Genomic DNA, 14,898 nt, shown 5'->3' with positions numbered 1-14,898 from the left:
AACAGAACGCTACCACGATCAGGAGGGGAGGGGCTACCCCTCCTTTTTGTTGGCGGCATGACGGATACGCACAATCATCACAGACAATACTTCAGCAGCGCCTCGTGGACTCCGTTCTCATTGTTAGATAAGGTGATGTCATCCGCAGCAGATTTAACGTCGAGCGGTGAATTATCCATTGCAATTCCGGTACCCGCATATTGAATCATTGTCATATCATTATAATAGTTACCGATCGCTAAAATGTTGTGACGATCAAGTCCCCTTGACTGGGCTAGCTGCTTAAGTGCATTTCCTTTTGTAGCCTCCGGGTGCATGACGTCAATAAAATAGTCACCAGAGCGAATGTACTGTAATTCATGCGTCCACTGATTCAGTTCTGCCTCTATTTGGTCCATTTGGTCCTTCATGCCACTCATCGTCAGCTTTAACAGCGGCTCTAGAAGACCATCCCAGCCCGGAAACACTTGCGGTGTTATGAGAAACTGCTTATATAAATCCATCACTTCGTCTGTTAACACTTCCACACTATCTACATACAAATGAAAAGCAGTGTTCACATCAAAATGAACGTGCTGCTCACGGCAATAGGACATGTACACTTCCAATTGTTTGCGAGGCATCGTAAAATTGTGCAAATTCTTGCGGCCATTGGAAGCGATGGTAGCAGCACCATTATGAGTAATGACAATACCCTCTAGTCCAAGCTGTTCCAGGTAAGGCAGCGTACTGCTAGGACTGCGTCCTGTGCACAACACGATTTCAACGCCCTGTTGTGCCACCTTACGTATCGTTTCTGCATTTTGCTCAGACAACGTATGATCGTCATGCAGCAATGTACCATCCATATCCAGTGCAACCATTTTTATATCTGTACTCATTTGTAACCCTCCACCTATTTATCTCTATTATGCTAAGAACTCATTGTGCTCCAGCTTGTAATAATGCCAACTCGTCAGACGTTAATTCCCGCCATTCACCCAGCTTTAATGATGGATCAAGATTCAGCGTCCCCATCGTCAGCCTTTTCAAATAAATGACCTGCTTGCCTACAGCTTCAAACATACGCTTAACTTGATGGAATTTCCCCTCTGTTATCGTCAATTCGATATCAGAAAGCGTGATATCCTCATCCTCATCTACAGCTTGGACGACCAGCACAGCAGGCTGCGTAACATACCCATCATCAAGAGTGACTCCTGCTTGGAACGCCGCAATATCGTGCTCATCCACCTTCCCGCGTACTTTCGCATAATATGTCTTGGCAACATGCTTGCGCGGCGAGAGCAGCGCGTGAGCAAGCTTGCCATCATTGGAGAGCAGCAGCAGCCCTTCTGTATCTTTGTCCAAGCGACCAACCGGGAACGGCTCAAACACTTTCAGCTCCTCCGGCAGAAGATCAATCACTGTACGCTCCTTGTAATCTTCAGTCGCGGAAATGACCCCCGGAGGCTTATGCAGCATGACATATATAAATTCTCGATACTGTATCCGTTCGCCGCTTAAGTATATCTCATCTTGTTCAGCGTCAACTTGCTTGCCACTATCTTTTATAACCACTCCATTGACGACGATAAGCCCCATCTTCGCCCACTTTTTAATTTCTGAACGTGTGCCGCACCCCATATGTCCCATCAATTTATCAAGTCTCATTTTAGCAGCCATTACGACGTCCACCTCCAAGCCACGGGATATTCATTTTTTAGGATACCATTCACCCATTTGCCAAATCCGATTGGACAATCATGAAGCGTCAAAAGTACATAACCTTTTGACGCTGCATGATCATCCAGCTCAAGATCAGTCTCTTGTATAGTCAGTGTATCGCCGCGCAAATAAGGAACAACATCAGGATGTTCGATTGTTAGCGGGTATACCCTTTTTGCCTGACCCGAATGTAACCCAAGGGCAAGCGCATGTGAAGGCTCAAAGCGCTCCCCTTTATAGGTGCCTACAAACCAACCTGGTCTGACTACACGCAGCATAGAGAGAACCTCAATTGACAATGGACTTACGTAAGCGTAAGAGCCGATGCATACATTAATATTGGGAGCAGCATCCATAAAATGCTCATTGTAGAAACGTACAAAAATCTCATGCTGATCATGATCGGGTCTGTATAGACCTTTCTTGTTGCTTTCTGTCCTTATTTGGCGGTGATCTGTGCGTGGTTTTCCAGCTCGCTTGCGTGCATCGAGAGCATTGTCCTGTACACGCTGGCGTATACGTACTCCACGGTCCTGTTTGCCAGTTGACGGAAGAATGTCTTTATCATTAGGATTATATGGACACGGCTCGTCTGAAGAACGGGCAATGCTTAATTCATTTGCTATCCGATAAGGTCGTTCACCGGCTCGTTCCAGCACGGCAACATAATGACCTTCGCCTTTAACATGATGTGGCCACAATCGTATTGTTCGTGATACTGCCGCAACAGCCTCAGCTGACGCCTCCCAGTCGTGCTCTCGCAGGCAGTCAGAAGCCCATTCCGGACGACCCGGTCTCATCCCATGTGACAACGGTACTTCAACAACAGAATAATCCGAATGTTTCGTCAAAAATCGGGCAATCGCGGCCTCATTTTCCTCTGGAGAAAACGTGCAAGTTGAATAGACCAAACGTCCACCTGGTGCTACCAATTTAGCGGCACTATCCAAAATATCCTGCTGCATCGCAGCATAAGACAATACGGGTTCCCTCTCCCACGCTTTTACCATCTCTGGATCTTTGCGAAACATACCTTCGCCTGAGCAAGGCGCATCTACAAGTACTTTGTCAAAGAACTCCGGCAGGGCTTCGGCTATGCGCTCTGGCCGTTCATTCAGTACCACTGCACGTGTAATGCCATACAATTCCATATTGCGGACTAGCGCCTTGGTTCGATCTGGATGGATATCGTTTGTCACGAGCAGCCCGTCTCGACCCATTCGAGCAGCAATTTGAACTGACTTTCCGCCAGGCGCCGCACATAAATCCAATACGCGATCTCCTTGTCCCACTCCCAAATATTCAACAGGCGTCATCGCGCTTGGCTCTTGTATATAGTACATCCCTGCATGATAGAAGGGATGCTTGCCTGGCCGTGCACCCTCTGAGATATAGAATCCATCCGATGTCCATGGAATCGGTTCAATAGGCAGCGGGAACAGCTCTTTAAATTGAGCTACTTCCATTTTAATTGTATTAACACGAAGCCCTGCATACGGGGCATGATGATAACTGTTAATAAACGATTGATACTCATCACCTAGACGTGAGCTCATTGCATCTAGAAATGCTGTCGGCAGCACCTTCATACTTTCATCCTTCCTCTTTATACCTGTTAAGCGAGTAGACAACATTGAACATAGCATATCATGATTTTCACTAATTTTGAAACGATTGAAGGGCCCCCTCTATCGCTGTTCGTCCGACTAATGTTACATTATTGTAATGTAGGGTAAATTGTAGGAACTTCTTTATGTTGCGCCTCGTATGTAACTTTAGTAGATTCTAACCATACTCGAAATATAGAAAGGGGGAGCCGCATGCTCAAGGTTGAACAGTTATCACATACATTTCGTAATGGACCTGAGCTAACGAAAGTGCTTCATCACATTGACTTTCACGTGGAGAAGGGTGATATGATCGCCTTGCTCGGCAGTTCGGGCTCCGGCAAGTCAACACTGCTAAATCTCATGGCAGGTCTGATGAAGCCGACAGAAGGAAACATATACATAGCAGGGCAAGACATCGTCAAGATGAACGAGAACCAGTTGGCGGAGTTTCGCCGTACGAACATCGGCTTTATTTTTCAAGCTTATGAACTCATACCTAACCTTACGGTTCGAGAGAATATCGAACTTCCGCTCGTTTTCCAAGGCATATCACCTGGCAAGCGAAAGGAAAAGGCAAAGCAGTTGCTTGAGCAGGTCGGGATACCAGACAAGGGTGAGTTATTCACCTCACAGCTGTCTGGCGGTCAGCAGCAGCGTGTCAGTATCGCGCGTTCCTTAATTACTGAGCCTTCTGTCATCTTTGCGGACGAGCCGACTGGCAACTTGGATACGCGTACTGAGGAAGAAATAATCGCCATTCTGAAGCATTTGAACAAGACGATGAGCACTACATTTATTATCGTTACCCACGAACGTGAGGTAGCCGATCATACCAAGCGTGTTATTACGCTCAGGGATGGCCATCTTGTTGAAGATAAAGCCCCTGTCGCCGTTGAAGGAGGCACAGCATGAGAGCACGAGACTATATGAGCCTTGCCATAGACCAACTACGTAGACGAAAAGTTGTTACTGGACTATGCTCCGCCGGTATCTCCATCGGCTGTGCAGCTATCATCGTTGCAATGAGCCTCGGTCAATCCGCACAGATCTACGCCGAAAAAGAACTTAACTCCTTCCTCAAGATGGATGAAATTACAGTAACCCCGATCCAGAACAAAGGCGAAGAGGTAAATAAGGATGTAGACAACAGAGGTAAGCTGACTAAGCAGAAGCTGAATCTGGTCCGCAATCTTCCACATGTCAAGGCAGCGTCACCATTTGAAGAGGTCGGATACTTCTCCATGCACACGACAGATGATCGCAGTAACAATGTGCAGGTCATCGGAACAGATTTGGAGCAACTTGCCAATTTCAACCATCAGTTTCGTCAAGGAGGTCCTTCTGACGTTGCAGATACTGTTGTTCTTAATTACGGTGCAGAGTACGGACTTCTGGACAGAGAAACATTGGAACCGCTTATACAGAAGCAGAATCAAGACCCTTTTAACGAAGAAATTACGCAGCAGCTGGAAAATATTCAAAAGTTGCATACTCCGTTATTCCAACGGCAGGTACGATTCGAACGAGCTGACACGGCTGATCAGCACAAGCCTACTACTAGCACAATGCGAATTACGAGTGTGATAAAGAAACCCGCAGACGCATCTGCCGATTCTGCCAAGTACGATAAGAAAGCCTACACTTCGCTAGAAACGGCCGCACTTATACGTGATCAGCTAAAGTTGAACCAAGGGCCGGATGCGCCCCCTCCAAGTGAAGCAGGTACATATAAGTCTATTCTTGTTAAAGTAGACGATCAGAAAAATGTAGAGCAAGTGGAAAAACAAATTAAGAAGCTGATGCTCAACACACAGACCAATCTCAAGCAGAAAGAACGTTTGGAGGATACATTCAAGATGGTACGAACGATTGCACTAGGTGTTGGTTTGTTCGTCTTGATTATCGCCTCGATCTCAATCGTTGTTGCAATGACAATGTCCACTCATCAACGCCGTCGTCAAATCGGCATTATGAAAGTACTTGGCGCTAATTTGAGGCAAATACGCAATATGTTTATTATAGAAGCCGCACTGCTTGGTCTATTGGGCGGACTTATCGGCGTTATGATCTCGTATTGGCTAGTATGGGGCATTAACGGAGCTGCTGCGAGAGCAACCGAAGCAGGTCAAGGATTTATTTTTATCCCACTCATCAATATTCCATTAGGCATATTTTTTGCAGTGCTTACTGGTGTGTTATCCGGAATATATCCTGCGCTCAGCGCTTCACGCACCGATGCATTAACAGCTATTAAGCGTGATTAGAATTGCAGCGTCCAACAGATCTAGAGGAGGAAACAAAATCAAATGAAAAAAACAATAAAATGGGTTGTTATTTTAGGCTTACTAGCAGTCATTAGTTATGGTTTATACACTTTTGCCAATCCTGCTTCGCCTGATGCAGCCAACAAAAACGCTAATGCAGTCACTTTTGAGGTGACGCAAGAAGATTTGATACGCAACATTGAAGTAAAAGGCAAATCAACATACGAGACAGAAACGATTGTTTATGCGCCTTTTAACGCCAAAGTAAAGCAATGGACCGTCAAGGATGCACAGCAGGTATCCAAAGGCGACACCCTTTTCCAACTAGATCCGACAGAACTTGAGCATGAGATTGCACAGACAGAAGCAGAACTGAAAAAGAAGAAGCTTGAAGAGCAGCTCACCAAGTTCCAAGCGACAGTTAACAGCGAAACGGGTATGATGGGCATGACAGAAGATGAGGTCAAGAAACAATTTGTGCAGAAGGAAACCGCTCGCCTGCAGCAAGAGCTTGGCAGCGTATCCCGTGACATTCAAATGCAAGAGATGGCTGATAAACGCAAGAAGATTGCAGCAGCCCGCTTCTCTTCACCTGCATCGGGTATTTTCCTTTATGATGAGGCGAGCAAGCTGCCCCAAGTGGTGCAAGAGAATGCTCGCATCGGCAAAATTGTAGATACGAAGAAACTTCAGTTAGTATCGCTTGTAGGTGAGCAAGACATTTTCTCCATCAAAGTGGGTATGCCTGTAAAAGTAAAGATTAATGCGATGAAAGAAGTACCTTTAAAAGGAAAAGTACTGAAAGTATCCAAATTTGCCAAGAGTGGTACGGATCAACCTTCGACAGTGACAAACCAAGCCGTACAATTCGAAGTCATCATTAGTTTGGAAGCTAACCAGAACCTTATAGCAGGATTAAGCTTAACTGGCCAAGTCGAAGCTGCTCGCAAACCAAATGTGATTGTAGCGCCAACTGTTGCAATTATGAAGCAGCAGGACAAAGCTTATGTTCAAGTGCAAAAGGCAGACGGTCAAGTGGAGCGCCGTGACATTAAGATTGGCATGGAAACTCCGGATAAAACTGAAATTATTGAAGGACTGAAACCAGGGGAAACAGTTGTGCTGCAATAAGCTGGTGGATGAAATAATGAGCCTAGACTGAATACAACATAAATACACAAGCAAAGAGCCAAGGTATCCTAACGCCTTGGCTCTTTGCTTAAACTTATTTGTCTATTAGGCCATCATCTGCTTCAACTAAATCAGTGAGCGAGCACATAATTACAGCATCCGCAAGCTCACTATCTTCAATGGTAATCGTCAAATGCTCCAAAGGGACAGCACCTTCTGACGTCCGTAACGCTTTAAGCAACCTGAGTGTATCATGGCGAATGAGGTCAAGCCGGATGCCCAACTCTAAGTCTGCATAACTATCGAGCTTCTGCAAAGCGGCTTCCCATAACTTCACGGCACCAGAATTGTTTCCATTATGCCAATGATGAAGTCCTACAGCCACTTGCAGCAATCCTTGATAGAGCGGCTTCCGTCCCTCCTCAAGCCATAATTCCTCCATGACGTCATGGCAAGCGTAATAGTCCCGCTCTTCATTAAAGAGCTTTATAAAAGCCACATACAGCCTATCGTAGCCCTTATTCGTCATCTGCGCTCCGACTGCTTCTCTTAGCGGTGCTAATCGCATTGATGAGATCTTCTTCCAGCCTTCTTAAGCCTGCCAAATCATTCTGCTCCCACAATTCGTTAAACCGGAGCTGGAAGTGAATCGCTTCCGTAATCTTATGATAAAAATACAGCTCTTGGATAAAGGACAGACAATTCTGCACAATCTTCGACTTGTCTTCAAAGCTCCGCTGCGCATCCAAGATCTCATGTCTAATACTTGTCATCTCATTATCAAGAATAAATGCTGCCTCAGCGGCCTTCTTCAGCCGCTCTCTTACATCGTCTGGCAGGCTGTCTTTATATTTATAGTTCAGAGAGTGCTCAATCGTAGCCCAGAAATTCATCGCCAGCGTGCGAATTTGAATCTCAGCAAGTACGATCTTCTGACCTAGAGCCGTCTGAACCGGATATTCAACGATCATATGAAAGCTTCGATAACCGCTGTCTTTGAAATTGGTAATGTAGTCTTTCTCATACAACACGCTCATATCTTTGCGATTGCGAATGAGCTGTGCCACATAACGAATATCTTCGACAAACTGGCACATAATGCGGATACCCGCAATATCCTCTATCCCACGTTCAATATGTTCCCGGGGAACATCAAGCCGCCTTGCTTTCTCCAAAATGCTCGAAATACGTTTGACACGACCCGTCACAAACTCGATAGGCGCGTATTCCTCACGCTTCTTCAGCTCCGAGCGCAGCGTCTTGAATTTGACCTTCAGCTCCTCGACGGCCTGTTCATAAGGCAGCAAAAATTTTCCCCAATCTCTTCCGTCCATCCGAACGCCTCCTGTCCGTCCAACCGTTCATCCAGCACATTGTATAGTTGCACTGCTGTTTATTTATGGTCTCTCCCTACTGCCTCTGAAATATGCTTATAACCATCCTGCTCAAGCAATTGTTTAATCCCTCGAGCAAGCTCACGCGTAATCTCGGGGCCACGGTAAATAAAGGACGTGTAAATCTCAACCAAACTAGCTCCAGCACAAATATGCGCATACGCATCCTTTGCTGTGAACACGCCTCCAGAACCGATAATAGGCAGCTTACCTTCTGTCAGGCGATATACCTGACGAATTACTTCAGTTGATCTTTCCGTTAGCGGCTTGCCGCTTAATCCCCCAGTCTCCACCCGATTGGAGTGCGTTGTCCCCATCCGGGACAACGTCGTATTAGTTGCAATAATGCCGTTTACACCGCTTGATACGATTGTATCCGTCATATGCGCCAACTCTTCGTCTGAGACATCAGGAGCAATTTTCACAAGCACAGCCTTATTCTTGCCGCTTGCCTTATTCTGTGTATTCATCTCGTTGACTACCGCTTCCAATAAGGAGCGGAGCTCGTCGCCGTGCTGAAGATTACGCAGATTAGGCGTATTCGGGGAACTAATGTTCACAACAAACAGATTAGCAACATCATACAACGTCCGAATACATGTTAAGTAATCCTCGTTAGCTTGCTCGTTCGGTGTCACTTTGTTCTTGCCGATGTTAACAAATACAGGCACAGTGTAATTATCCAACCGCTTCAGCCGTACGTTCAACATCTCAGCACCGTCATTGTTAAATCCCATTCGGTTAATTAAGGCTTCATCCTCTGGCAAGCGAAACATCCTAGGCTTCTCATTACCCGATTGACCGACAGGTGTCACAGTTCCTACCTCAATAAATCCAAATCCAACTGAGGATAACGCCTCAACCGAAGTCGCATTCTTATCTAAACCAGCCGCCAAACCAATAGGACTATGAAAATGCAGCCCAAATAGATCCGTGGCCAGCATAGCCTCCTCCTTTACGCCATACATGCCTCGTAAAAGTGCAAGTGAACCTGGAACTTTAGCCGCAGTCGCCATTCCGTCCAGCACAAGGTGATGGGCCCGTTCCGGATCCATGCGAAAAAACATCGGTTTACCAACATAACGATATAACAAAGGTTCCACTCCGTTCGTCTGTGATCATGTTATTTATTCTAACATATATTATTAAATTTGGTTAGAGGAACTCCCTGTCTACATCCGAGGGGAAACTGATCCTATGTTACAGTTTACTGGTTTCGCCGCTAAAAGAAAAGAGCGTCAAATCACACGCAAGACCTAGCCAAAACAAAAGAAAACGGTTACAATATAGAGTATAGAACCACATAAGAAAGGTGATGACCTATGTCAGCCAAACGCATGCCTCCTACTCGGACGTCTCACAATTCAGACCCCGTCAATAGCTCAGCGATCACCTGGATTTCCGGCATTCTATTGTTAAGCATTATACTTATTACAGTATTACTTATCATTAACGGTTAGACCTTTACGATATATATTCAGGAGCCGCTCCCTAGATCTAGGGAGCGGCTCTTTTGTCATCGATATTATCCTAACCATTTGTAAATCTTATTAGGGTTGTCCTGCTTTGGAGTAAGCGGCACTTGATATTTCTCACCCGAGGGCGGAGCTACGTCAACATCGGGAAGTACGCCTTTTGAAATCTGAACCTCTGTGCCAATTGGCACAAGATCATATAGCTCCTCCACGTCCTGCCTCGTCATTCTAACACATCCCAACGAGCGATTGGCTCCTATACTATCCGGCTCATCCGTTCCATGAATCGCGTATAACGTATTGGAAAGTGTCATGCCTCTGCTGCCAAAAGCTCCTGTAGCACTGCCATTCGGGTTCACAACCTTTTCCGATATTGTAAATTTCCCTTCCGGCGTCCGCTTACCACCCAATCCAACTTTATAACTGCGGATGATCTGATCTCCGCTTATAAGAGCAAGCCGATGTGAGCTTTTATCAACCACGATCCGCAGCGCTTCCTTGAAGGGCTGCTTCCCAGCTTTGGTTTTCGAAGCCCACAATAGTTTTAATCGTTCGCTGCGGGATGGAGTTGTCTTTGCACTGGAGTTCCATTGTTTCACGGCCTCCTCATAATAAGGAGCTGCGAGCGAATCTACGCCAGCGATCCGATTGCGCGGATATGATTTCGCCAGCGTCTCAAGTCGAGGCGGCGGCTCTGCCCCGCTGCGAATAACTGCCGTCACAATGGAACGTGCAATGAGCGTGCTCTCCGCTTGAGCAGCCCAAGCCTTTGCATACCGATTGGCTTTGTCCCGCTCTGGTTTACACTCACATTCGGGAAGTTTTAGGTTATCAACTTGAGCCTGGCCCTTTGTAGCTGCCGGTCGAATGGACATCGACGGTTCGGGGGAGCGACTCCACAGCAGCCAGCGCTCTCTCTGTTCCTGTTCAATAATAAGCGTGTTTGTCTGTGCTTGCTCATTTTGAGAAGCAACCTTTACTGCTTTCTTCAAAGCATTGCCGACTGCATCGGGAGAGTTCTTGCCAACTAGTTCAATAATCGGTATGACTATCGCTGGTTCTTTGACCTCTTCACTCGGCTTGACTTCTTCAGTCGCCTTCTGGAACGCAGGTGCAGCTGCTTCTCCACCTGGTATAGCAATTAATAAGGAGCTAAGAAGGAGAAGCAGCAGAACTGAACGGATTGCCAATTGACGACGTTGGCGCACCAATTGACGATGACGAAACGCTTGTTGTCTCAAGGATCGTTCCTCAGCAGCCGTTTCAGCGGGCAGTGGACCATTCTCAAACGCTTTATAAATATCTCCAGCTTGATTAAAGCAATAATTGGCCTTGTTGTTTTCTCCGGCGCGTTCATACTGCTTGCCTAGCAAATACCAAGCCATACGACTGTCTGGATGAGACTCCAGGTACTTTTTCATATACGCTTGATCTTTTTCTGAAAATGGCGATTCGCCCTGAATTTTCATCACCTTAAATGCTCATCTCCTTCCCCTGCCTGCTACTCCACAATGCCTACTACCGTTACTGCGGCGGCAGCGAAGATCCGGTTACTTCGTATCTGACAAATAACGTATCTCGGATGACAACCGTTCTCATGGTTGGCAGCCAATCTGCTTGAAATCCGAATTGTTCCGCAATAAATCGTATAGGCAGCATGACCCGATCTTGTTCGATATAAGGTGCAGCATGCATCCCTACAATCGTCCGCTGTCCTTGATCCACACGAATAGCTTCGCGGCTTCCAACTTTTAATTCATACTGAATTGAACCATAAGATAGTATTACCGTTCCCTCTTTGCTCATTGAAGTCTTCATTCCTACAGCATCAGCAAGAGCACGTAAGGGAAGCCACACGCTCCCGTGTTTGAGCTGCGGAGTAACTTCGTCAGGTAGGATCTGCTTATTGTAAACAAGAGAGATGTGTTCAGCTGCTGAACTACTTTGATGACTTGTCTTCATGCCTATGGGCAGCTCATATCGCTGCAGCACACGTATTTTATTGTTAAAAGAGTCTGTGAATGCTATTCGTCCATCCTTAAGTGCCGCTACTCCTGTCGGTTCATGCAGAGTCGCCCTCTCAGCAAAGCCGTCTATCGCTCCGCTCAGCTCTGGCTGCCCCGCTATCGTGTAGACTTTATCGTCTTTGATCATACGCAGCACATGATTCCAACGATCCGCTACTATAATGCTTCCATCAACTGCTATCGCAAGTCCGTTTGGACTATTAAACAGGGCTTGATTTGCAGCACCATCCCGATAATCTCCTGGTACATACAGCTCATGACTACCATATAGCCGTTGTGTCGACTTGTCATATGCCCCGCTGCCGGCAAGCGTGGATACCGTATTCAGCTTCAAATTTATCGTACGAATCCTCTGATTGCCTGTATCGCTAACGACCAGCGTATCTGGATTCAGCCATATTAGTGCGGACGGCTCATTAAAGAGGGCATCCGCAATGGTTCCGTCTTTATAATTGCCTGCTGCAGCCAGAGCCCCATCTATATACTCTACAACACGGCTTGAACGAGAAGTAATCGTCTTCACGTTCCCCGTCCGATCAATCGTTCGGATAACATGATTTAATGAATCCGCTACATATAATGTCCCGTCGTCTCCAATAGCGATCCCGCGCGGAGAATGAAATCTCGCCTGCTTCGCAGCGCCATCCTGCCAACCTGCCAATCCATCGCCCGCAACAGTTGATACAGTACCATCTATAGTTCGTTTACGAATAACATGATTACCGCTGTCCGCAACATATAATGTTCCGTCCTTGCCTATTGCCATTCCCATAGGAGATTGAAAGAGTGTGTTTGCGCTTTTCCCATCCAGCCATCCACCCACGGGATTCCCTTGTTCATTCAACCCAAGCTGCGCACCTGCTATTGTATTAACGTTTCCTACAGCATCAACTTCACGAATCAAATTATTATCCGTATCTGCTACAATCAGCTTACCGGCACTATCTACCACGAGACTAGTCGGATAACGGAAACGTGACAAGGCTCCCTCACCATCCTGCCAACCGGATTCACCATTACCAGATCTGTGAACCAGTTCATACCACTGCGAACCTTCCAGCCATCCTTCCAGATGCACCGCAGGAGACTTCATCTGAAGTAACGCATTTTCATTTGGAATGGATGCTTTGTCCACAGGAGGGGCTGACGCTGACACAGTCAACGGTTGTAACACTACCATTGCCATCATCACGCATGTGATCCCAGCTATGAGAATTCGCTTTGACTGGTGAGTTAATCTATGGATGCAATTATTCAAAGCCCTTTTCATCATTGACTTTCTCCTTTATGTTCATAAACCAATTAAGGAACAATCGGAATAATAAGCGGCTTCTGTGCAGCAGTCGCCGTTATCGTTTTACCTTCAGCATCATACATTTTAAGCTGCTTAATAGTCAGCTTCAGCTCCTTGCCGGCTTGTGCTACGTAAGGTAGACTTATCAAAACGTCATCGTTGGAGAGCTGAGCAGCTCCTGTCTTTGTCCTTAACAGCTGATAATAAAATAAGTTCCCTGTGCTGCTCCATTGATCTATAGCGTTACTAATCACATATTGATCAGCATTATGAGCTATCTTAAATTTCCCGTTGACCCCATGACGATAAATCGTAGATTGAGAATCAAGCAGCTTCGTATCGAGCTGTCCACCCTCGACTTCGATTGCCAACTCAAGAGAACCTACAAGCGGGCTCACTTGGAACCTTTTTAATACCGCGTGTACCAATACAGCCTTTCCAGCTTGTAAAGAAGCACTGTCACCTTTCAGTTCCAACACGTTTAATGTCTCAGGTGGAGGTGTAACAATTCCGCCACCATTCCCGCCTGCGCCCGCTCCTCCACTACCACCCGGATTGTCCTCATCGGTCTCGCAGCTAAGCACATTGGCCGCATTCTCGCACAGTTCTGTATGGGCTTGGTTTTTCCGCTCGTTAAATTGATCACGCTCTTTAGCTGTCAGTTGTTCGAGATAGCTTGCTACAAGCTGTTTTGATACCTCTTTGTCTAGCTTTTTTTGCACTTCTTCCCGCTGGCGTCCTTCTTCCATAAGCTTATCCTTTAGATCGCGCAATTCTTCGGATAATACCGTCACAGGAAGCGTCTCCTGCAGACGCTCCGCAACATAAGCCGTCTGCTTTAATTCATCAATAGACAGACGAAGCTGTTCCTGATTGGAACTAGAACCTGCTTGTTGCGAATCTCCTCCACGCTGCCGCCAGTTTGCAGCTTCACCCTCTGTAATGACACCTGTACGTACAGACATCGACAACACTGCATCCAGGTAGGACTGCACATTATGTATCGCTCTTTCCTTTAATGCTTTTACAGCTTCTGCAGACAAGGAAGATTCTTTACTATCGTTCGGCATGCCTAGCCGACTGTAGCTGTATAATGAAGAACATATCGACTCAACCGCGCCATTCAAGCAGCTTCGGCTCCATTGATCCAGCATGGTCTTATTCTCTGCCTGCGCCTCCGTATATCCTTCCACCATTGCTCGAATAATTGCCGTGTCCCCAGGAGCCACGCCCTTCGGGTCCGCATAGCTCTGAAGTGCCAGCATGCCAGTCCTGCTGCCACCTACAGGGATAAATGTACTTGACTGGGCCGGATAAATATCCTGCTTACCTAACGTAAGCAGCGGGCCCCCCGCTTTCATCCAGGAGGCGGGTGCAATGGCGTATGCCGCATTCCGATCCGCACCTGATACTTCACCCGCCATTAACGTGTCATCAGCAACCCCATACGGATAATACACCCTTACGACACCTGCTGACACAGTAAGTCGCGACCAACCAGCCATAGGATGGACGTAGACACCAAACTGAGTTCCACGTACCGCCATAACTGTTGTTGGTGTCTCCAGTTCAAAGCGGTCATCAGCGCCTGCAATCGATTTTACTTTTAACCAAGCCGAACCTGCCCAGACACTGATCCGGGTGACGACTCCTTTATCCTTTTTCAGCTCCGTGAAGCTGACATCTGAATTTTCACCAATCGTTACGACATCCTGTTCTGCTCCGCCTGCAAGTTGAAGAACTACTTTGGACTTCGCTCCAGTCGTAATCCGATCCCCTTGATTAATACTCATCTTCTTAAACACTTGGAGAGGCTTCTTGCCCCCTACTTTCTCGACTAGAACTTTACCTTTCCATTCGGTAACAACTGCTGCACGAACTAACTTAGCTGCTGCGGCAGTTGTTTGTATGCTTACTCCACCACAAATGGCGGCAAACAACATCACAAAGGACAACACGATACAAGTTACTCGTTTCATTCGTATACGCCTCCTTA

General features: G+C 46.6%; 12 protein-coding genes. 3 read left to right on the top strand and 9 right to left on the bottom strand.

The window, feature by feature from the left end; genetic code table 11:
• Positions 1–77: 77 nt before the first annotated feature.
• From QP775_RS16850 to QP775_RS16840, 3 genes are read right to left on the bottom strand one after another with little or no spacing between them, the layout of a single operon-like run.
• On the bottom strand, positions 78–881 hold the full coding sequence (locus tag QP775_RS16850) for a Cof-type HAD-IIB family hydrolase (RefSeq protein ID WP_239326664.1): 804 nt from the start codon (positions 879–881) through the stop codon (positions 78–80).
• A 40-nt stretch (positions 882–921) separates the two neighbouring features.
• Complete coding sequence (locus QP775_RS16845) at positions 922–1,665, bottom strand: pseudouridine synthase (protein WP_239326662.1); 744 nt, start codon at positions 1,663–1,665, stop codon at positions 922–924.
• Entirely contained in the window at positions 1,665–3,296 is a 1,632-nt protein-coding gene (locus QP775_RS16840) for an RsmB/NOP family class I SAM-dependent RNA methyltransferase (protein ID WP_285107727.1), read from the bottom strand. Before QP775_RS16840 ends, QP775_RS16845 begins: the two co-directional genes overlap by 1 nt.
• A 231-nt stretch (positions 3,297–3,527) precedes the next feature.
• Between QP775_RS16840 and QP775_RS16835 the strand changes: the two genes are divergently transcribed.
• Genes QP775_RS16835 through QP775_RS16825 form a run of 3 tightly spaced genes read left to right on the top strand, consistent with a single transcriptional unit; the run spans position 3,528 to position 6,712 of the window.
• Positions 3,528–4,229, top strand: coding sequence for an ABC transporter ATP-binding protein (locus tag QP775_RS16835; RefSeq protein ID WP_239326658.1), 702 nt, complete (start codon positions 3,528–3,530; stop codon positions 4,227–4,229).
• Positions 4,226–5,581, top strand: coding sequence for an ABC transporter permease (locus QP775_RS16830; RefSeq protein ID WP_239326656.1), 1,356 nt, complete (start codon positions 4,226–4,228; stop codon positions 5,579–5,581). Before QP775_RS16835 ends, QP775_RS16830 begins: the two co-directional genes overlap by 4 nt.
• A gap of 42 nt (positions 5,582–5,623) precedes the next feature.
• The gene (locus QP775_RS16825) at positions 5,624–6,712 is read left to right on the top strand and encodes an efflux RND transporter periplasmic adaptor subunit (RefSeq protein ID WP_239326653.1); all 1,089 of its coding nucleotides are present in this window, start codon (positions 5,624–5,626) and stop codon (positions 6,710–6,712) included.
• 94 nt (positions 6,713–6,806) lie between these two features.
• On the opposite strand, the gene QP775_RS16820 is transcribed toward QP775_RS16825, so the two are convergent.
• The 6 genes from QP775_RS16820 to QP775_RS16795 form a co-directional block, all read right to left on the bottom strand.
• A complete protein-coding gene (locus QP775_RS16820) occupies positions 6,807–7,280 on the bottom strand; it encodes a DUF309 domain-containing protein (RefSeq protein ID WP_239326651.1) in 474 nt (157 codons plus the stop codon).
• On the bottom strand, positions 7,231–8,046 hold the full coding sequence (gene yjbM, locus QP775_RS16815) for a GTP diphosphokinase (RefSeq protein WP_239326649.1): 816 nt from the start codon (positions 8,044–8,046) through the stop codon (positions 7,231–7,233). The genes QP775_RS16820 and yjbM overlap by 50 nt, the downstream gene beginning before the upstream one ends.
• 59 nt (positions 8,047–8,105) lie before the next feature.
• A complete protein-coding gene (locus QP775_RS16810; RefSeq protein ID WP_239326647.1) occupies positions 8,106–9,200 on the bottom strand; it encodes a quinone-dependent dihydroorotate dehydrogenase in 1,095 nt (364 codons plus the stop codon).
• Between the two features lie 431 nt (positions 9,201–9,631).
• Entirely contained in the window at positions 9,632–11,050 is a 1,419-nt protein-coding gene (locus QP775_RS16805) for a L,D-transpeptidase (protein ID WP_285107975.1), read from the bottom strand.
• Between the two features lie 55 nt (positions 11,051–11,105).
• The gene (locus QP775_RS16800) at positions 11,106–12,794 is read right to left on the bottom strand and encodes an NHL domain-containing protein (RefSeq protein WP_285107720.1); all 1,689 of its coding nucleotides are present in this window, start codon (positions 12,792–12,794) and stop codon (positions 11,106–11,108) included.
• 116 nt (positions 12,795–12,910) lie between these two features.
• Complete coding sequence (locus QP775_RS16795) at positions 12,911–14,881, bottom strand: FecR family protein (protein WP_285107718.1); 1,971 nt, start codon at positions 14,879–14,881, stop codon at positions 12,911–12,913.
• Positions 14,882–14,898 lie beyond the last annotated feature (17 nt).

It is taken from the genome of Paenibacillus sp. UMB4589-SE434, assembly GCF_030226685.1.
Taxonomy (GTDB): Bacteria; Bacillota; Bacilli; order Paenibacillales; family Paenibacillaceae; genus Paenibacillus_B.
The sequence above is the reverse complement of the archived record's forward strand: the minus strand, read 5'-3'. Positions and strand labels throughout refer to the sequence as shown.